The 17,431-nt window shown below is 63.2% G+C and carries 16 protein-coding genes; 7 read left to right on the plus strand and 9 right to left on the minus strand.

Translation table 11 applies throughout. The features are described from left to right. Nucleotides 1–65: 65 nt before the first annotated feature. The gene (gene pdxR / locus HU764_RS15840) at nt 66–1,499 is read left to right on the plus strand and encodes a MocR-like pyridoxine biosynthesis transcription factor PdxR (protein ID WP_186703459.1); all 1,434 of its coding nucleotides are present in this window, start codon (nt 66–68) and stop codon (nt 1,497–1,499) included. Here pdxR and HU764_RS15845 read toward each other — a convergent pair. Continuing rightward, nucleotides 1,492–2,688, minus strand: coding sequence for a cyanate transporter (locus tag HU764_RS15845; RefSeq protein WP_186680512.1), 1,197 nt, complete (start codon nt 2,686–2,688; stop codon nt 1,492–1,494). The two genes, pdxR and HU764_RS15845, sit on opposite strands and share 8 nt — an antisense overlap. Then, nucleotides 2,685–3,143, minus strand: coding sequence for a nucleoside deaminase (locus tag HU764_RS15850; RefSeq protein WP_027593711.1), 459 nt, complete (start codon nt 3,141–3,143; stop codon nt 2,685–2,687). Before HU764_RS15850 ends, HU764_RS15845 begins: the two co-directional genes overlap by 4 nt. A gap of 199 nt (nt 3,144–3,342) precedes the next feature. On the opposite strand from HU764_RS15850, the gene HU764_RS15855 reads away from it, so the two are divergent. Both HU764_RS15855 and HU764_RS15860 read left to right on the plus strand, forming a co-directional pair. Continuing rightward, entirely contained in the window at nt 3,343–3,780 is a 438-nt protein-coding gene (locus HU764_RS15855) for a carboxymuconolactone decarboxylase family protein (protein WP_186703460.1), read from the plus strand. 103 nt (nt 3,781–3,883) lie between these two features. After that, entirely contained in the window at nt 3,884–5,413 is a 1,530-nt protein-coding gene (locus HU764_RS15860) for a catalase (RefSeq protein WP_186703461.1), read from the plus strand. On the opposite strand, the gene HU764_RS15865 is transcribed toward HU764_RS15860, so the two are convergent. Further along, nucleotides 5,382–6,461 (minus strand): AraC family transcriptional regulator, encoded by a 1,080-nt coding sequence (locus tag HU764_RS15865; protein WP_186680506.1) that lies wholly within the window; start codon nt 6,459–6,461, stop codon nt 5,382–5,384. The two genes, HU764_RS15860 and HU764_RS15865, sit on opposite strands and share 32 nt — an antisense overlap. Nucleotides 6,462–6,629: 168 nt before the next feature. On the opposite strand from HU764_RS15865, the gene HU764_RS15870 reads away from it, so the two are divergent. The 3 genes from HU764_RS15870 to HU764_RS15880 are packed head-to-tail and all read left to right on the plus strand — an operon-like array spanning nt 6,630 to nt 9,275. After that, entirely contained in the window at nt 6,630–7,814 is a 1,185-nt protein-coding gene (locus HU764_RS15870; protein ID WP_027593714.1) for an acetyl-CoA C-acyltransferase family protein, read from the plus strand. Nucleotides 7,815–7,826: 12 nt separating this feature from the next. After that, nucleotides 7,827–8,675: a 3-hydroxybutyryl-CoA dehydrogenase gene (locus HU764_RS15875; protein WP_186703462.1), complete on the plus strand. Its 849-nt coding sequence runs from the start codon at nt 7,827–7,829 to the stop codon at nt 8,673–8,675. A gap of 12 nt (nt 8,676–8,687) precedes the next feature. After that, complete coding sequence (locus HU764_RS15880) at nt 8,688–9,275, plus strand: TetR/AcrR family transcriptional regulator (RefSeq protein WP_099453692.1); 588 nt, start codon at nt 8,688–8,690, stop codon at nt 9,273–9,275. A 117-nt stretch (nt 9,276–9,392) separates the two neighbouring features. On the opposite strand, the gene HU764_RS15885 is transcribed toward HU764_RS15880, so the two are convergent. Genes HU764_RS15885 through HU764_RS15905 form a run of 5 tightly spaced genes read right to left on the minus strand, consistent with a single transcriptional unit; the run spans nt 9,393 to nt 15,892 of the window. After that, nucleotides 9,393–9,770: a response regulator gene (locus HU764_RS15885; RefSeq protein WP_099429781.1), complete on the minus strand. Its 378-nt coding sequence runs from the start codon at nt 9,768–9,770 to the stop codon at nt 9,393–9,395. Nucleotides 9,771–9,814: 44 nt separating this feature from the next. Beyond that, the gene (locus HU764_RS15890; RefSeq protein ID WP_186680501.1) at nt 9,815–11,041 is read right to left on the minus strand and encodes a hybrid sensor histidine kinase/response regulator; all 1,227 of its coding nucleotides are present in this window, start codon (nt 11,039–11,041) and stop codon (nt 9,815–9,817) included. Further along, the gene (locus HU764_RS15895) at nt 11,035–11,610 is read right to left on the minus strand and encodes a chemotaxis protein CheB (RefSeq protein WP_027593719.1); all 576 of its coding nucleotides are present in this window, start codon (nt 11,608–11,610) and stop codon (nt 11,035–11,037) included. Before HU764_RS15895 ends, HU764_RS15890 begins: the two co-directional genes overlap by 7 nt. Beyond that, nucleotides 11,607–12,428: a CheR family methyltransferase gene (locus HU764_RS15900; protein ID WP_027593720.1), complete on the minus strand. Its 822-nt coding sequence runs from the start codon at nt 12,426–12,428 to the stop codon at nt 11,607–11,609. Before HU764_RS15900 ends, HU764_RS15895 begins: the two co-directional genes overlap by 4 nt. After that, on the minus strand, nt 12,425–15,892 hold the full coding sequence (locus HU764_RS15905) for a response regulator (protein ID WP_186703463.1): 3,468 nt from the start codon (nt 15,890–15,892) through the stop codon (nt 12,425–12,427). Before HU764_RS15905 ends, HU764_RS15900 begins: the two co-directional genes overlap by 4 nt. 249 nt (nt 15,893–16,141) lie before the next feature. Here HU764_RS15905 and HU764_RS15910 point away from each other — a divergent pair, with 249 nt between their 5' ends. Further along, on the plus strand, nt 16,142–16,492 hold the full coding sequence (locus tag HU764_RS15910) for a response regulator (RefSeq protein WP_186680497.1): 351 nt from the start codon (nt 16,142–16,144) through the stop codon (nt 16,490–16,492). 167 nt (nt 16,493–16,659) lie between these two features. Here HU764_RS15910 and cobF read toward each other — a convergent pair whose 3' ends face one another. After that, entirely contained in the window at nt 16,660–17,409 is a 750-nt protein-coding gene (cobF, locus tag HU764_RS15915) for a precorrin-6A synthase (deacetylating) (protein WP_186703464.1), read from the minus strand. Nucleotides 17,410–17,431 lie beyond the last annotated feature (22 nt).

The raw sequence follows: 17,431 nt of genomic DNA on the forward strand, positions 1-17,431 counted from the left end.
GCATTGGCACTGTACGTTGAAGTGCGATCCGCTATCCTCAGCACTCCCCTGCACCGGATCGTTTCATGGAACTGCACATCCGCCTGGAAGGCCGTAAAGGCCTGGCCGACCAGCTCTACCAGCAACTGCGCGCGGGCATCGAGAGTGGCCACCTGGCGGCCGGCAGCCAATTGCCGCCCACCCGGCTGCTGGCCGAACAACTGGGCGTGTCGCGCAAGACCGTGGCCGAGGCGTACTCCAGGCTTACCTATGACAACCTGCTCAGTGGCGTGGTCGGTCGCGGTACGTTCATCACTCCGCGCCACCCCCTGCGTTCGAGCGAGGCAACGGCCGTCCCCTTGGCGGCTGCGGCATCCCTCGAACGCTGGCAGCAACGCGCGACGGTGCTGGGCAGGCCGCAACTGCAAGCACCGTCGCGCTATGACTTCGTTGGCGGCGCTTCGAGCAAGACGCAGTTCCCGTTCGACCAGTGGCGCAGCTGCCTGAACTACGCCCTGCGCCGCAGCCAGCGGCACCCCGAGCGGCAGTTCTCTGCCCAGGGGCTGCCTGAGCTGCGCGAAGCCATCGCCCACCACATCGCCTATGCCCGCGGCGTACATTGCAACGCAGCGGATGTGTTGGTATGCAATGGTGCGCAACAGGCGCTGGACCTGATCGCCCGGGTACTGATCGAACCGGGCTGCCCGGTGGCCATGGAAGACCCAGGTTACCCGCCGGCACGTCAACTGTTTCTGGCCTTGGGCGCACGCCTGCAATCGGTACCGGTGGATGATGAAGGGATGTGCGTCGAGCAGATCGCCGACGGCACGCGGCTGATCTACGTGACCCCGTCACACCAGTTCCCCCTCGGCATGCCGATGAGCGAGCCGCGCAGGCGGACGTTACTGGCACGCGCCGCCGAGCTTGGCGCGTTGATCATCGAGGACGACTACGACTGCGAATTCCGCTACCTGGGGCCACCCGCCGACGCCTTGCAGCGCCTCGACCGGCATGGCCTGGTAGCCTACGTCGGGACCTTCTCCAAGACCCTGCTGCAGGAGCTGCGCCTGGGCTACGCCGTGTTGCCGCCCGCCGTGCTGAAAGCCGCCTGCGTGGCCAAGCACCTGAGCGACTGGCACAGCCCGACCCTGCTGCAATGGGCACTGGCGCGCTTCATCAGCGAGGGCCATCTGAACAAGCACATCCGCCGCTGCCACGATGTCTACAGTGCCCGCCGCGAGCGCATTCTCGCCCGCCTGGGCGGCGACCTGGCGCCTTGGTTCAGCCCCGTGCCGGCCAGCGCCGGTTTCCACTTGAGCGCGCTGGCCAAGCCGGGGGTGGATGTCGAACTGCTGGCAAACCTCGCACGCAAGGTGGAGGTCGGCCTTTACTCGCTGGCGCCCTTCTTCAGTGACGTACCTGTGCGCGCTGGGCTGGTAATGGGCTTCGGCGCCATCGAACTGCTCGACATCGACCCTGCCCTCGACCGCGTTCGCGATACCCTGCAGCGCCTTAGCTAACCGACGCGGCCTGGCCGTTCGGCGCCGAACGGGCAATGGCTGCCGCATAGCCGCGTGGCGCGAAACAGGCCGTCACCAGCAACATCGCCACCACCGTCACGGTCAACAGCACCCACGACGCCTGGAAGTCGCCACTGACGTCGCGCAACCCGCCCGTGATGTACGGCACGATCCCGGTAATGATGAAACCGATCCCTTGGACAAAGGCCGCCAGGCTCCCCGCTTCGGCGGGTGTTTTCAGGTGCTCCAGCGTCAGTGTCAGGCTCTGGCTGAAGCACGCCCCCAGGCCAAAGCCGATCATCGCCACCCACACGCCCATGCTCAGCGTGGGCGCCAGTAACAGCCCAAGGAAGCCGGCCAGCTGGATCGAAAGCGCCAGCCATAACCCAGGCCGACGGTCGACCCAGCGGCGCAGCAACAACGGCAGGCCTAGCGCGCCGGCAACCTGGAAGATTGTCATCAGCCCCACCAGGTCACCACCGCCCTGGGCGGTTCCGCCGTGCTCCAGGTGATAGGCCGGCAGCCAGGCGACCATGCTGGTATAGCCACCATTGATCAGGCCGAAATACACCGCCAGCAACCAGGCACGGCGGGTGCCGAACCAATGCCCGCCCGTGGCACCCGCCAGCGTCGGCGTAGCCTGCCGTGGCCGCAGCAGCGTCCAGGCCAGCAGCGCCACAAGCGCCGGGATCGCCCACAGGCCCAGCCCGGCCTGCCAATGGCCAAAGTACCCACTGATATGCGGGCCAAGCACCGCCGCCAGGCCGCCACCACTCATCAAGGCCGCGGAATACATGCCCATGGCCCCAGCCAGGCGGGTCGGGAACCAACGGTTGACCAACCCCGGCATCATGCCCTGGACCACCGCCACGCCGAGGCCGGCGACCACCGCGCTGGCAATCAATGCCCAGGCGCTGTCCAGTTGCAGGCGCCACAAGCACGCCAGCGCAATGGCCGACAAGCCGGCGAGCATGCCGCCATGTTCGCTGACCCAGCGCCGCAACCAAGGTTGCAACAACGGCACCAGTCCCATGCACAGCACGGGCAGCGCGGTCAGCAGTGCGGCCTGCTGGTAGCCCAGGCCGGTACTGGCGCGCATGGGTTCGAGCAGCGGCCCGATGCTGGTGAGGATCGGGCGCAAGTTCAGCGCCAGCAGCACCACCAGCAACAGATTCAAGGCAGTTCTCATTGCGTGTTGGCCTGCTTCCACTCAAGGTACAGGCCGGCTTCGCCACTGGGTTTCAGCGGCCGCAACGGCAGGCTCTGCTGTTGCGGTGGGCGCGCCATCTGCGCATACACCGCAGCCGTGGATAAGCCGAAAGGCTCGCCTTCATCGTTGTCATAAGCAAACCAGGCACGCTCGATGCCGCACAGGTGCATGGCCGCCAGGCACATCGGGCACGGGTGACCGCTGGCGTAGACCTCGGCACCGTCCAGACGAGCCTGGCCCAAGGCATGCGCGGCCTTGCGGATGGCCTGCATCTCGGCGTGGGCGGTCGGGTCCTGGGTGCTGTGGATCTCGTTGACCGCGCGCGCCACCACCTGCCCCTGGTAGACCAGCACTGCACCAAAGGGCCGGCCACCGGCCTGAATGTTGGTGCGGGCCAGTTCGAGGGCTTCGCGCATATAGCGTTCTTCGGACATGAATCGGTACTCCTTCTGCAAGACCTGGCCATTATCCCGGCTTGCCGGCCTTGGCAGAAATGAAGAGATTGGATGCCCCTCAGTGGGCACCTGAATGGCCCGATTGGCCTCCGGGCAAAGTGTGCGATTGGCTATCGGGCTGATCGCTGCACAGCGCTAAGGTAGCGCCATGACCACCCAACACCTTCTGGAGAACACCATGAATACACGTATCGAATGGGCCAAGCACGCACCGGAAGCCTACAAAGCCATGGTCGGCCTGGAACAGGCCCTGGCCAAGTGCGGCCTGGAGAATTCACTGCTCGAATTGGTGCGCCTGCGCGCTTCGCAGATCAACGGCTGCGCCTACTGCGTCAACCTGCATGCCAATGACGCACGCCAGGCCGGCGAAACCGAAGCACGCCTGCAAACGCTGAGCGTGTGGCAGGAAACCGCCTACTTCACGCCGCGTGAACGTGCCGCACTGGCATGGGTAGAGTGCCTGACCCGGCTGCCGGAGCGCGGTGCGCCACAACCGGAATACGAAGCGCTGCAAGCACATTTCGAGCCGCAGGAAGTGGTCAACCTGACGCTGGCCATCGCCACCATCAATGCCTGGAACCGCTTCGGCGTCGGCTTTGCGATGGTGCCGGCCTGAACAGGGAGTGAAAGGTCCCACAGGATGAAGTGAGGTCGCCTACTGCGCCATGTCTGCGGCGTTACTAGCATCGGGCATTCGATCAATAACCGAGTACTCCCCGATGAGCGTAACCCTCCACCCTACGCGCAGCCTGACCCTGCTGTGCGCGGCACTGTTCGCCAGTACTCACCTGCAGGCCACGCCGTTGACCCGCGACAACGGCGCTGCGGTTGGTGAAAACCAGCATTCGCAGACTGCCGGTGCCAGCGGGCCGACGCTGTTGCAAGATGTGCATTTGATTCAGAAGCTGCAGCGATTCGACCGCGAGCGCATCCCAGAGCGTGTCGTACACGCCCGCGGTACCGGTGCCCACGGTGAATTCACCGCCTCTGAAGATCTGCGGTCATTGACGCAAGCCCCGCTGTTCACCCCAGGTGAAAAAACTCCAGTATTCGTGCGCCTCTCTTCCGTGGTACATGGCCTGCATTCACCGGAAACCCTGCGCGACCCACGCGGGTTCGCCACACGCTTCTACACCAGTACTGGCAACTGGGACCTGGTAGGTAACAATTTCCCGACCTTCTTCATTCGCGACGCGATCAAGTTCCCGGACATGGTCCACGCCTTCAAGCCCGACCCACGCAGTAACCTCGGTAACGATGCACGGCGTTTCGATCTGTTCTCGCACATGCCCGAGGCCACCCGCACCCTCACCCTGCTCTACTCCAACGAAGGTACGCCCAAGAGCTATCGACACATGGATGGCAACAGCGTGCACGCCTACAAATTCGTCAACGCCAAGGGTGACACGACCTACGTGAAGTTCCGCTGGAAGAGCCTGCAAGGGCAGGAAAACCTCGACCCCAAGGCCGTCGAGAAAATCCAGGGCAAAAATTTCAACCACATGACCCAAGACCTGGTCGCCGCCATTGGTCGTGGTGAGTTCCCCAAGTGGGACCTCTATATTCAGACATTGAAGCCCGAGCAGTTGACCGATTTCGACTTTGACCCACTGGACCCCACCAAAGTCTGGCCCGGCGTGCCCGAGCATCGGGTCGGCCAGATGGTGCTCAACCGCAACGTTGGCAATTTCTTCCAGGAAACCGAACAAGTCGCCCTCGCCCCCTCTAACCTGATCCCAGGCATCGAGCCATCCGAAGATCGATTGCTGCAAGGCCGACTGTTCTCCTACGCCGATACCCAGCTGTACAGGGTTGGGGCCAACGCCAATAGCCTGCCGATCAATCAGCCGAGAGTCGCCGTCAGCAATGGCAACCAGGACGGTGCGTTAAACCCTGGCCGCTCCAGCGGCATGGTCAACTACCAGCCAAGCCGGCTGCAGCCGCGCGGCACCAGTGATTCGGCCCGCGCAAGCCAACTGGCCCTGAGCGGCACAACCCAACAGCAGGGCATTACCCGCGAACAGAACTTCAAGCAGGCGGGTGAACTGTTCCGCGCTTACTCGAAAAGCGAACAGCGCGATCTGATCAATAGCTTTGGCCAATCACTGGCCGCGGCGGATGATCAGAGCAAGCACATCATCCTGTCCTTCCTGTACAAGGCCGATGCCGAGTACGGCACCGGGGTCGCCAAGGTGGCGAACGGCGATTTGAAGCGCGTCAAGGCACTGGCGGCACAGCTGCAGGATTGACAGGCTGCTCAGGCCTTGTCGTCGACCTGTCGGCTACAGGGCTGCTTGCCAAACGCACCCTGTAGCTGCCGGGGCTGTGCCCGGTCCACTTCTTGAACGCCCGGTGGAATGCACTGGGCTCCTGGAACCCGGCCTGCTCGGCAACCTCGGCGATGCTCAGCACACCTTCGCGCAGGTGCTCGAAGGCCATCGCCCGGCGCACCTCGTCCTTTATCTGCTGGTACGAACGGCCCTCCCGTTCCAGCTGACGGCGGAAGGTACTGGCGCTGACCCCCTGCACCTGCGCCAACGCGGCCAACGTTGGCCATTGCCCGTAGCGGCGTGCGCGCAGGTGGCGATAGACCTCGGCCACCAGGCCGTTCTGGTTGCGAAAGCGAATAACCAGGCCTTGGGGGGCGCTGCGCAAAAAGGTCTTCAAGGCCGGCAGGTCCTGCACTACCGGCAGGCGCAAGTAGGCACTGTCGAACTCCACTTCGGTACGCCCACTGCCCAGGCGCAGGTCAGGCCCCCACAGCAGCAGGTCATCGTCCTGCGCGGGGCGCGATACCGCAAGCTCGGTGCGGTCGATGGCAATGCGCCGCCCTGCCAGCCAGCACAGCAAGCCGATCATCAGCACCAGGTAGGTTTCTTCGGCATACACACGGGTCAAGGGGTCGGCAATGCTCGACTGCACGCTGATCACCGCCCTGCCGCCGCGTAGCGTGAGGCTACCGCGCAGGTCACGCAGGAACAGGCCAAAACCGCCCATGCACTGACGCAAAGCCTTTTCCAGGTTCGGCTCCTGAATCAGGCCACGGCAGATCAGGGCAAAGCTGCCCAGCGGCATGCCGTGGCTGTCGAGGCAGAAAAACTCGTCGTCCAACAGTTCGATCAGGGCCAGCCACAGCTGGGCGAATGCCTTGGCCGGCACGCGCGCCTGGGGCTGTTCGAGCAGTTGCGGATCGATACCGACCGCACGCAGGTGTGCATCGCGCACGTCCGGGCGTTCGCGCAGGGCATGAAGCATGGCTTCGAGGAAGTACACGGCGACCGTATCGCTATCGCGCATGGCGGATTTCGCTGTCTATGCTGAGTGGCAAAAAGTGCCAGGTTGATTGAACAGATCCGGCATAGGCTCTGGCAGAGCCTTTGCCTAGACTCGGATGAACGAAGGGATCGCCCGCCATTCTCGCAGAGCCAGGCCCGGTCCCGCCATGCCTTCGCAATCGGAGCCCCTATGAGCAGCGCAGAAATTTACGTCGTCAGTGCCGTCCGTTCAGCCATTGGTGGCTTTGGCGGTTCCCTCAAGGACCTGCCGCTTGCCGACCTCGCCACCGCCGTGACGCGTGCCGCCATCGAACGCGCGGGCGTGGACGCTGGGCAAATCGGCCATGTGGTGATGGGCAGCGTGATCCCCACCGAACCCCGTGATGCCTACCTGGCGCGGGTTGCAGCGATGAACGCTGGTATCCCCAAGGAAACCCCGGCGTTCAACGTCAACCGCCTGTGCGGCTCGGGCCTGCAGGCCATTGTCTCGGCGGCACAGTGCCTGCTGCTGGGCGACACCGATGTGGCCCTGGCGGCGGGCGCCGAGTCCATGAGCCGTGGCCCGTACCTGCTGCCACAAGCCCGCTGGGGTGCACGCATGGGCGACCTGCAAGGTATCGACTACACGGTCGGCGTGCTGCAAGACCCCTTCGAACACTTCCACATGGGGATCACGGCCGAAAACGTCTCGGCCAAGCACGGTATCACCCGTGAAATGCAGGACGAGCTGGCCCTGACCAGCCAGCGCCGCGCCGCCCGCGCCATTGCCGAAGGCCGCTTCACCAGCCAGATCGTCCCGCTGGAACTGAAAACCCGCAAAGGCAGCGTACAGTTCAGCGTCGACGAGCACGTGCGTGGTGATGTCACCGCCGAGCAGCTGGCCGGCATGAAGACCGTGTTCAAGAAAGACGGCACCGTCACCGCCGGCAATGCCAGTGGTATCAACGACGGCGCGGCCGGCCTGGTGCTGGCCAATGGTGACGCCGTGCGCCGCCTGGGCCTGAAACCGCTGGCGCGCCTGGTGGGCTACGCCCATGCCGGCGTCGAGCCCGAGTTGATGGGCCTGGGGCCGATCCCGGCAACCCGCAAGGTGCTGGAAAAAACCGGCCTGAGCATCCAGGACCTGGACGTGATCGAGTCCAACGAAGCTTTCGCCGCCCAGGCCTGCGCCGTGGCCCGCGAGCTCGGCTTCGACCCGGAAAAGGTCAACCCGAACGGTTCGGGTATTTCCCTCGGTCACCCGGTCGGCGCTACCGGCGCGATCATCGCCACCAAGGCCATCCATGAACTGCACCGCATTCAGGGCCGTTACGCCCTGGCCACCATGTGCATTGGCGGCGGCCAAGGCATCGCCGTAGTCTTCGAGCGCGTCTGAGGAAACTGACACATGAACATCGAACAGATTGCCGTGATCGGCGCGGGCACCATGGGCAACGGCATTGCCCAGGTGTGCGCCGTGGCGGGCTATCACGTGCTGCTGGTGGACGTTTCCGATGCCGCGCTGGAGCGTGGCGTAGCCACCTTGCGCAAGAACCTCGAGCGCCAGGTCAGCAAAGGCACGCTCGACGCCGAAAAGGCCGAGGCGGCGAAAGCCCGCATCCGCACCAGCACCGACTACGCGCAACTCAGTGGCGCGCAGTTGGTGATCGAGGCAGCCACCGAAAACCTGCAGCTCAAGCAGCGCATCCTTCAGCAAGTGGCTGCCAGCGTGGCCGCCGACTGCCTGATCGCCACCAACACCTCGTCGCTGTCGGTCACGCAATTGGCCGCGAGCATCGAGCACCCCGAGCGGTTCATCGGTGTGCACTTCTTCAACCCGGTGCCGATGATGGCCCTGGTCGAGATCATCCGTGGCCTGCAGACCAGCGACAGCACCTATGCCCAGGCCTTGCTGGTGACCGAGAAGGTGGGCAAGACCCCGATCAGCGCCGGCAATCGCCCAGGTTTTGTGGTCAACCGCATTCTGGTGCCGATGATCAACGAAGCGATCTTCGTGCGCCAAGAGGGCCTGGCCAGTGCCGAGGACATCGACACCGGCATGCGCCTGGGCTGCAACCAGCCGATCGGCCCACTGGCATTGGCCGACCTGATCGGCCTGGATACCCTGCTGGCAATCATGAAGGCCTTCCATGAGGGCTTCAGTGACAGCAAGTACCGCCCAGCGCCGTTGCTCAAGGAAATGGTCGCGGCCGGTTGGCTGGGGCGCAAGAGCGGCCGCGGTTTCTTCACCTATTGAGGAGCAAGTGCCATGCCCCCGGTCAACGCTGCAATGCGCTGTGCCAATTTTGAAGAGCGACGTGACCGGGCCATGGCGCTGTTTGCCGAAAAGGGCTTCGGCCAGGTCAGCATGCGTGAACTGGCGGCCCACGTCGGGCTGACCGCGGGCTCGCTGTATCACCACTTCCCCAGCAAGCAGGACCTGCTGTACGACTTGATCGAAGAGTTGTACGAGGAGCTGCAGGCGACCCTGGACCTTGGGCGCAGGGCCATGGCACGGGGTGGTTCGGCGTTGTCGTGCCTGATTGCGGCGCATTGGCAGTTGCATGCCGAGCGGCCGTTGCAGTTTCGCCTGGCCGAGCGGGATTTTTGCTGCTTGAGCGAAGCGCAACAGGCGCGCCTGATGCTACTGCGCAGGCGTTACGAAACCGGGGTGCTGCACCTGATTGCACCGCGGGCAAGCCTCAAAGGCGAAGCACTGGCGGCGACCGCGCATGTGCTGGCGACGTTGCTCAACCAGTTGCCAGGCCTGCTGCAGGCGCGGCGCCTGCCGGAAGGCGAAGGGCTAGGGTTGATGGAAAGCCTGTTGCTGGGAGGCATTGAGCGAACCCTGCGCTAACGTTCACGCTGTTGTAGGAGCAGCCTTGTGCTGCGAAGAGGCCGGCATGGGCACCTACTTCTCTATGGCTGCAATGGCCTCTTCGCAGCACAAGGCTGCTCCTACATCCGGGTAGCCTCAGCGCAACAGGGCCTGGATCTGCTCGTGCAGGGTATCCAGGTCGAACGGCTTGGCCAGGATCGGCGCCTTGCGCGTGATCGGGCTGCCAGACTCGAGAATCTCCGCCGGGTAGCCACTGATGAAAATCACCTTCAGCTCCGGCCGCAGTTTTACTGCGGGCTCAGCGATATCCACCCCAGAGATGCCCCCTGGCAAGCGAAAATCGGTGACCATCAGGTCCAGGTGCGGCTTGCTCGCCAGGATCTTGAACGCCTGCTCGCCGTCTTCGGCCACCAGCACGTGATACCCCTCGCCGGCCAGGTAGTCGCGCAAAATCATCCGAATCGCCGGCTCGTCCTCGACCACCAGCACCACATCTTGTGCATCTTCACTCATGATAACGCCTTGAAATTCTTACAGTTGGCCATCTGACCCCAAGCTTACGCAGAGGTTGCCCGCGCCTGGTCGTTTTGTTCTTTGAACGTTGCCAGCGGCAATTGCAACGTGAATGTGGCGCCCTCGCCTTCCTCGCTGTCCACCAGAATCCGCCCGCCGTGGGCCTGGACGATCTGCTCGGAGATGAACAGCCCCAACCCCAGCCCACCGCTGGCCTGGTGTGCTGCGACGCGCTCGAACTGCTGGAAAATGCGCTGCTGGTTGACGGCGCTGATGCCAATGCCGTGATCCTGCACCTGCACCCAGGCCATGCCGCCCTCCGCGAACACCCGCACCTGCACCGGTTTTCGTTCACCGTAACGCAAGGCATTGGACAACAGGTTGGCCACCACTTGTTCAATCCGAAATTCGTCCCACTCACCCTGCAACGGTTCACAACGTTGCAGCGCGATATGGGTATCCAGCGCGGTGGCCTGGGCGCTGAAGTTTTCCACCAGGCCGCGCACCAGTTGGCCAATATCGAACACCCTGGGCCGCAGTGACAACTTGCCGGTGCGGATGCGCGAGACGTCCAGCATGTCTTCGATCAGCCGGATCAGGCTGTTGATCTGCCGCTCGTCACGCTCGACCATGGCCTGCAGCTTGTCTACGCTGAAGGCCTCCAGGTTGCCCCGTGCCAGGTGCATCTTGCGCAGCTGGGTTTCCAGAATCAGGCCATTGAGTGGCGTACGCACTTCGTGGGAGACGATCGACATGAAGTCGTCGCGCATGCGTACCGCATGCTCCAGCTCGCACCGCGCCAACTCCAGCTGGCCAAGCAGCACCTCCTGCTCCTGACGGCTACGCTCCAGGGCTTCCAGTTGCCGACCAAGCACCTTGCGCTGGCGGAACAGGTCGACGAACACCGAGACCTTGCTCTTCACTGCCAAGGTGTCGAGCGGCTTGTGCAAAAAGTCCACGGCCCCGCTTTCATAGCCCTTGAAGGCGTAATTCATCTCGCGCCCCGCCGCACTGACAAACACGATGGGAATGTTCTTGGTCTTTTCCGTGCCGCGCATCAACTCGGCCAGTTCGAAGCCATTCATGCCTGGCATCTGCACATCGAGGATGGCCAGCGCAAATTCGTGCTCAAGCAGCAGCGACAATGCCGCTTCCGCAGACTGGGCCTGGTGCACCTCGCGGTCTTCGCCCTGGATCAGGGCCTCGAGCGCCAGCAGGTTTTCCGGCAGGTCGTCGACGATCAGCAGTTTGGCGATGGTGTGGCTTAGCATGCGCTTGTTTCCAGGGTCGCGAGCAATTGCCCGATACCACTCAGAGTAAGGATATGGTCGGGCTGGTGCAGGGCCAAGGCGGCTTCCGGCATCAGCGCGACCTGTGCGTCGCGAGGGTCCTGAACAATCGTGCGGCCCCCATTGTTGTTGATGTAGGCCAGGCCCGCGGCGCCATCCTCATTGGCACCGGTCAGCAGCACGCCAAGCAGGCTGGCGCCGTAGGCATCGGACGCCGACATGAACAGGAAGTCGATGGCCGGGCGCGAGAAGTGCACCGGCGCTTCCTGGCTCAACGACAGCGTCAGGTCACGCTCCACCGAGAGGTGGTACCCCGGCCCAGCAACGTAGATCATCCCAGCGCTGATCCGTTCCTTGTCACTGGCCTCGCGCACTGGGCGCTGCAGCCGCCGCTGCAGCACTTCGGCCAGCTGGCTGTGCCGCCCGTCCGGCAAGTGCAGCACGCACAATACCGGAATGGCGAACGCCGACGGCAGCGCACCGAGCACCTGCAACAAGGCCGCCACCCCGCCAGCCGAGGCCCCCATCACCACTGCCCGTGCGCCGTTCATGTCTTACGGTAGATCCGTTCCGGCTTCACCAGCGGCTCGAAGCGCTGGCTGTAGGCCGAAAAGTCTACCGACTCCTTGCTGCCCAAGACCAGGAAGCCCCGGTGGCAGAGGGATTCATGAAACAGGCCCAGGGCCCGGTCTTGCAGGTCTTTGTTAAAGTAGATCAGCACATTGCGGCACGACACCAGCTGGGTCTCGGAGAACACGCTGTCGGTGGCCAGGCTATGGTCGGCGAAGGTCACGTTGTCGCGCAGGCTGCTGTCCATGATGGCGTTGCCATAGGCAGCGGTGTAGTACTCGGCAAAGTCACGGCGGCCACCGGCCAGGCGGTAGTTTTCTTCATACTCGCGCATGCTTTGCATCGAGTAGATACCCTGCTTGGCCCGGTCCAGCGAATGCGGGTTGATGTCGGTGGCATAAATGATGGTGCGCTCAAGCAGGCCTTCCTCACGCAGCAGGATGGCCATCGAGTACACCTCTTCACCAGTGCTGCACCCCGCGACCCAGATCTTGATCGACGGCCAGGTCCGCAACAGCGGCACCACTTCGTTGCGCAGGGCCAGGAAGTGGCTCGGGTCGCGGAACATCTCGCTGACCGGGATCGTCAGGAACTGCAGCAACTGCATGAACATGCCCGGATCGTGCAGCACCCGCTCTTGCAACGCCGACACCGTCAGGCAGTCGAACTGGCGCAGGGCATGCAGGATCCGGCGCTTGATCGAAGCGCCGGAGTAGTTGCGGAAATCGTAGCTGTACTTGAGGTAGATCGCCTCGATCAGCAGCCGGATCTCGATGTCGGTGTTGCGCTCGCTAGTCAAATTCGCTCCAGTTGCGGCAGCCATACACGGATCAACGAGAACAGGCGGTCCAGGTCGATCGGTTTGGCCAGGTAATCATTGGCGCCAGCCTGCAGACAACGCTGCTGGTCATCCTTCATCGCCTTGGCGGTCACGGCGATGATCGGCAGCTTGCGCCAGCGCGGTTGCTGGCGGATCAGCCGGGTAGCCTCGAAGCCGTCCATCTCCGGCATCATCACATCCATCAGCACCAGGTCGATGTCGTCATGCTGCTCCAGGCGCTCGATGGCTTCACGCCCGTTACGGCCAATCTCGACGATGGCGCCCTTGTGCTCCAGGGCACTGGTGAGGGCGAAGATATTACGCACATCGTCATCCACTAGCAGCACTTTGCGCCCTTCGAAGACCTTGTCGCGGCTGCGCGCGGTCTTGAGCATGCGCTGGCGCTCATGGGACAACTGCGATTCGACTTTGTGCAGGAACAGCGTCACTTCATCGAGCAGGCGCTCCGGCGAACGGGCGCCCTTGATGATGATCGAGCGCGAATACTTGAGCAGGTCGGTTTCTTCTTCGCGGGTGAGGTTGCGCCCGGTGTAGACGATCACCGGCGGGAATGACCGGATGTCCTCGGCAGTCATGCGCTTGAGCAGCTCGTTGCCGAGCATGTCGGGCAGCTTGAGGTCGATGATCATGCAGTCGTAGATGTTCTCGCGCAGCAGCGCCAAGGCGTCCTGGGCCATGGCCACGGCGGTGATCTCGACATCGTCATCGCCGATCAGGCGGGCGATGCTTTCGCGCTGCAGGTCGTCGTCCTCCACCAGCAGGATGTGCTTGAGCTTTTGGGTCAGCTTGGCTTCCAGGCGGGCGAACACTTCCTTGAGTTCTTCACGGCTGGCCGGCTTGACCGCGTAGCCCACGGCGCCCATGTGCATGGCCGCTTCGACGCGATCCTCCACCGAAATGATGTGCACCGGAATATGCCGCGTGCCGGCCAGCTCCTTGAGGCGCTGCAGCACGGTGAGGCCAGAATGGTCAGGCAGGCGCATGTCCAGCAGGATGGCATCGGGGATGTACTGGGACGCCAGCGCAAAGCCCTCGTCGGCGCCATGCGCCACCAGGCAGCTGTAACCCAACTCGTGGGCCAGGTCGAAGAGGATGCGGGCGAAGTTCGGCTCGTCCTCGATCACCAGGATGCAGCGGTTATTGAAGGGGGCCCGCTCGCGGTCATCGGCGAAGGTCGGTGCCGGCAGTTTCGGCGCCACGGCGTTGGACGCCTTGGGCGCTGGCGGCAGAGTGTCTACCGCAGGGCGCAGGCTCAGGGCCTCGACTTCCTCGCCCTCATGTTCGTAGCGTTCGGGCATGACCAGGCTGAACACGCTGCCCTGCCCCGGGTTGCTCTCGACATTGATCTGCCCGCCCAGCAGGTGCGCCAGGTCACGCGAAATCGACAGGCCCAGGCCGGTGCCGCCATAGCGCCGGTTGCTGCTGCCGTCGACCTGGTGGAAGGCGCCGAAGATCGCCTGCTGCTGGTCGGCGGCAATGCCAATGCCAGAGTCACGGACGGTGAAAATGATGCCGGTACCCGCCTCGTGGCTGATGGTCATGCTGACCTGACCGTGGTCGGTGAACTTGATGGCGTTGGACAGCAGGTTCTTGAGGATCTGCTCCAGCCGTTGACGGTCGGTGAACAGCGTCACTGGTACCTGCGGCTCGACCTTGACCTCGAAGGCCAGGCCTTTGTGCTCGGCCAGCGGCAGGAACATGCCGCGCAGGCCTTCGACCAGGCGCTCCAGCTGAGTGGTCTCCGGGCGCACTTCAAGCTTGCCGGCTTCGACCTTGGCGATGTCGAGAATGTCGTTGATCAGGTTCAGCAGGTCATTGCCCGCCGAGTAGATCGATTCGGCGAACTTGACCTGCTCGGCGCTGAGGTTGCCTTCGCCGTTCTCGGCCAGCAACTTGGCCAGGATCAACGAGCTGTTCAGCGGCGTGCGCAGCTCGTGGGACATGTTGGCGAGGAACTCGGACTTGTACTTGCTCGAACGCTGCAGGTCGTCGGCGCGGGCCTGCAGCTCTTGCTGGGCCTGGCTGAGCTCATCGTTCTTGCGGTCCAGGGCGTCGGTGCGCTCGGACAGTTGTTCGTTGGTCTGTTCAAGCTCGGCCTGTTGAGTTTCCAGGTGGGCCTGGGATTCCTTGAGCACCCGTGATTGCTCTTCGAGTTCTTCGTTGGCGGTTTTCAGCTCTTCCTGCTGCACTTGCAGCTCTTCGTTCAACTGCTGGGTCTCGGCCAGCACTTCCTGCAGGCGCTGGCGATAACGCGCACTCTCGATGGACATGCCAAGGTTGCCGCCGACCCGCTCCATCAGCTCTTCATCACGCGGCTGCAAGGGGCGCAGGAAGCCCAGCTCGATCACACCATTGATCTGCCCATCATCGGTGGCGGGCATCAGCAATGCACTGCGCGGCAAGCCATTGCCGAGGCCCGAGCTCAGGCGGTAGTAGTCTTCGGGCAGGTCGTCGAGGCACAACAGCCGGCCTTCGCGCACGGCCTGGGCCAACAGGCCATCGTGGTCGCCTTTGATCTGCTCACGGGCCTGCTCCTCGGCGCTCAGGCCATAGGTGGCCACGCGCACCAGGCGGCCATGTTCGTCGCGCGCATACACCGCGCCCACCACGCTGCCCAAGTACGTAGCAAAGAAGCGCAGGATATTGTCGCCCAGCATGGGCAGGGTCAGTTGCCCGAGCACCTGCTGGGCCAACTGGGTCTGGCCATTACGCAACCAGGCCTGGTGCTCCAGGCGCTCGGCCGCACGCTGCTGGGCCTGCAGGTTTTCGTCATAGCTGCTCGACAGCGCCAGCAGGTCGCGGCGCCCGAGGTAGGCCAGCAAGGCGCTGAGGCCGACGATGAACAGCACGAAGGCCGAGATCGCGGTCACGGTGACCGAGCTGACTTTCTCGTTGCGGGCCATGCGCAGTTGCTGCTCAGTGTCGATCAGGCCTTCGAATTCCTTGCGGATTTCATCGGTGATGCGCTTGCCGCGCCCATTGCCGATCGATGCCTGGTAATTGCCCTCGCTGCGGCGCAGGGTAATCATCTCGCTGCCGAAGTCATTCCAGGCCTTTTGCAGGGCCAACAGCCGATCAATACGGTCAACCTGCTGCGGGTTGTCCTCAACCATGCCGCGCAGGCTCTGCAGGCTGCCGAGAATTTTCGGCTTGGCCACCTCGTAGGGGTCGAGAAAGCGTTCGTCGCCGGTGATCAGGAAGCCGCGCATGCCGGTTTCCATGTCGATCGACAGCTTGACCGTTTCGTTGGCATTGCCGATCACGCGGTCCGTATGCTCGACCCACTGCATGGCCGAGAGCAGGTAGTTGATCACCGCGACGAACGCCACTGCGCCCAGCAGGCCGACCCCAAGGGGCAGGCCGATGTTGCGACTCAGCAGCTTGCGAAAGCTTTGCTGGTCAATCGAGGCTACTTGAATCATCTGAAAACGCCCGAGCGAAAAGAATCCATGAAAAAGTGTGGCACCAAGACCGTTATAATTGTCTGCCGCCGCGCTCACCGGTAATAGCGAGTCTAACCAGCTTTGCTGGGGCTGGCAGGGCATTTAGCCAGCATTTGAAGGTTGCAGGCGCGAATCGTTCCATCTGATTGCAGGGATCGGTATCCTCGGGAACTTCTGCCGTCGACCGGCGTACAGAATAAAGACATTCATTTTCACAGGATCCAAACCATGCATCTTCTGGTAGTCGAAGACGACGACATCGTACGCATGCTGATGGTCGAAGTGCTCGACGAGTTGGGCTACACGGTCATCGAAGCGGAAGACGCCGCCGCAGCGCTGCGGGTGCTCGAAGACCCTGCGCAGACTTTGGCGCTGATGATGACAGACGTGGGCCTGCCGGACATGCGCGGCGATGAACTGGCGCAACGCGCACGCGAACTTCGTCCACTGCTGCCGGTGTTGTTTGCCAGCGGTTATGCCGAGAACGTAAACGTGCCGGAAGGCATGCACCTGATTGGCAAGCCGTTCAGCATCGAGCAATTGCGCAACAAGGTAGTGGACATACTGGGTACGGCCTGATGCCCGTGTGGCGTGTTTCGCGGGCAAGCCCGCTCCCACCCGAACTGTGTAGCCTCAAAGGCTAGCGCCAGACCTGTGGGAGCTGGCTTGCCAGCGATGAGGCCGGCACAAACACCACAAGACAGTTGCTCCCACAGGTCTTTAACGATTGTGGGGGCTCCAGCCAGCTACAGTTCACGGCGTAACAGATACGTGTCCATAATCCACCCCTTGCGCCCCCTCGCCTCCTCCCGCACTTGCAGAATCTGCGCCTTCACCGCCTGCAAAGGCCCGGCAATCAGCACCTCATCTGCGGTGCCCAGGTAAGCCCCCCAGTAAATCATCAAACCCGGGTCATCCAGTGAGGCAAACGCGCACTGCCCGTCGAGCATCACCACCACATTGTCGATACGCTCCTGTTCGGCAAGGCGACGCCCAGGCAATACAGTCAGCGGCTCACCGATACGGTTGAGCGGTACTTGGTGGCGGGCCGCCAGGGCCTGGACGCTGCTGATGCCGGGAATCACTTGCAGTCGCAGCGCCAGCCCGCCTTCGCGGACCCAATCGAGCATGCGCAGGGTACTGTCGTACAGGCCAGGCTCACCCCATAACAGAAAGGCGCCGACATCGTCGGCACCGATCTCGTGCGCGATCAACCGGCTGTACAGCGCGGCCCGCTGCCGGTGCCAATCCTGAACAGCACCCACGTAATCTAGCGCCTGGCCATCGCGGGAAGGGTCGGCGACCTGCACCAGCCGGTAGCCGCCTTCAGGCCGATAGCGCTGCAGAATAGCCTTGCGCAAGCGCACCAGCTCGTCCTTCTCCGTGCCCTTGTCGAGCACGAAGAACACGCTGGCACGACGTAACGCGTCGACCGCTTCATAGGTGACCTGGCGTGGGTCACCCGGGCCGATGCCAATCAACAACAGGTCTTTCATTGCCCTGCCCTTTCACCAATGC

The organism is Pseudomonas kermanshahensis, from assembly GCF_014269205.2.
GTDB classification, from domain to species: Bacteria; Pseudomonadota; Gammaproteobacteria; order Pseudomonadales; family Pseudomonadaceae; genus Aquipseudomonas; species Aquipseudomonas kermanshahensis.

Excerpts from the sequence above, each read along its gene's own strand:
- HU764_RS15910 (WP_186680497.1), top strand. The coding sequence starts at position 16,142 with ATGCATCTTCTGGTAGTCGAAGACGACGACATCGTACGCATGCTGATG.
- HU764_RS15870 (WP_027593714.1), top strand. The coding sequence starts at position 6,630 with ATGAGCAGCGCAGAAATTTACGTCGTCAGTGCCGTCCGTTCAGCCATT.
- HU764_RS15875 (WP_186703462.1), top strand. The coding sequence starts at position 7,827 with ATGAACATCGAACAGATTGCCGTGATCGGCGCGGGCACCATGGGCAAC.
- pdxR (WP_186703459.1), top strand. The coding sequence starts at position 66 with ATGGAACTGCACATCCGCCTGGAAGGCCGTAAAGGCCTGGCCGACCAG.
- HU764_RS15880 (WP_099453692.1), top strand. The coding sequence starts at position 8,688 with ATGCCCCCGGTCAACGCTGCAATGCGCTGTGCCAATTTTGAAGAGCGA.
- cobF (WP_186703464.1), bottom strand. The coding sequence starts at position 17,409 with ATGAAAGACCTGTTGTTGATTGGCATCGGCCCGGGTGACCCACGCCAG.
- HU764_RS15860 (WP_186703461.1), top strand. The coding sequence starts at position 3,884 with ATGAGCGTAACCCTCCACCCTACGCGCAGCCTGACCCTGCTGTGCGCG.
- HU764_RS15845 (WP_186680512.1), bottom strand. The coding sequence starts at position 2,688 with ATGAGAACTGCCTTGAATCTGTTGCTGGTGGTGCTGCTGGCGCTGAAC.
- HU764_RS15885 (WP_099429781.1), bottom strand. The coding sequence starts at position 9,770 with ATGAGTGAAGATGCACAAGATGTGGTGCTGGTGGTCGAGGACGAGCCG.
- HU764_RS15850 (WP_027593711.1), bottom strand. The coding sequence starts at position 3,143 with ATGTCCGAAGAACGCTATATGCGCGAAGCCCTCGAACTGGCCCGCACC.
- HU764_RS15895 (WP_027593719.1), bottom strand. The coding sequence starts at position 11,610 with ATGAACGGCGCACGGGCAGTGGTGATGGGGGCCTCGGCTGGCGGGGTG.
- HU764_RS15865 (WP_186680506.1), bottom strand. The coding sequence starts at position 6,461 with ATGCGCGATAGCGATACGGTCGCCGTGTACTTCCTCGAAGCCATGCTT.
- HU764_RS15890 (WP_186680501.1), bottom strand. The coding sequence starts at position 11,041 with ATGCTAAGCCACACCATCGCCAAACTGCTGATCGTCGACGACCTGCCG.
- HU764_RS15855 (WP_186703460.1), top strand. The coding sequence starts at position 3,343 with ATGAATACACGTATCGAATGGGCCAAGCACGCACCGGAAGCCTACAAA.
- HU764_RS15905 (WP_186703463.1), bottom strand. The coding sequence starts at position 15,892 with ATGATTCAAGTAGCCTCGATTGACCAGCAAAGCTTTCGCAAGCTGCTG.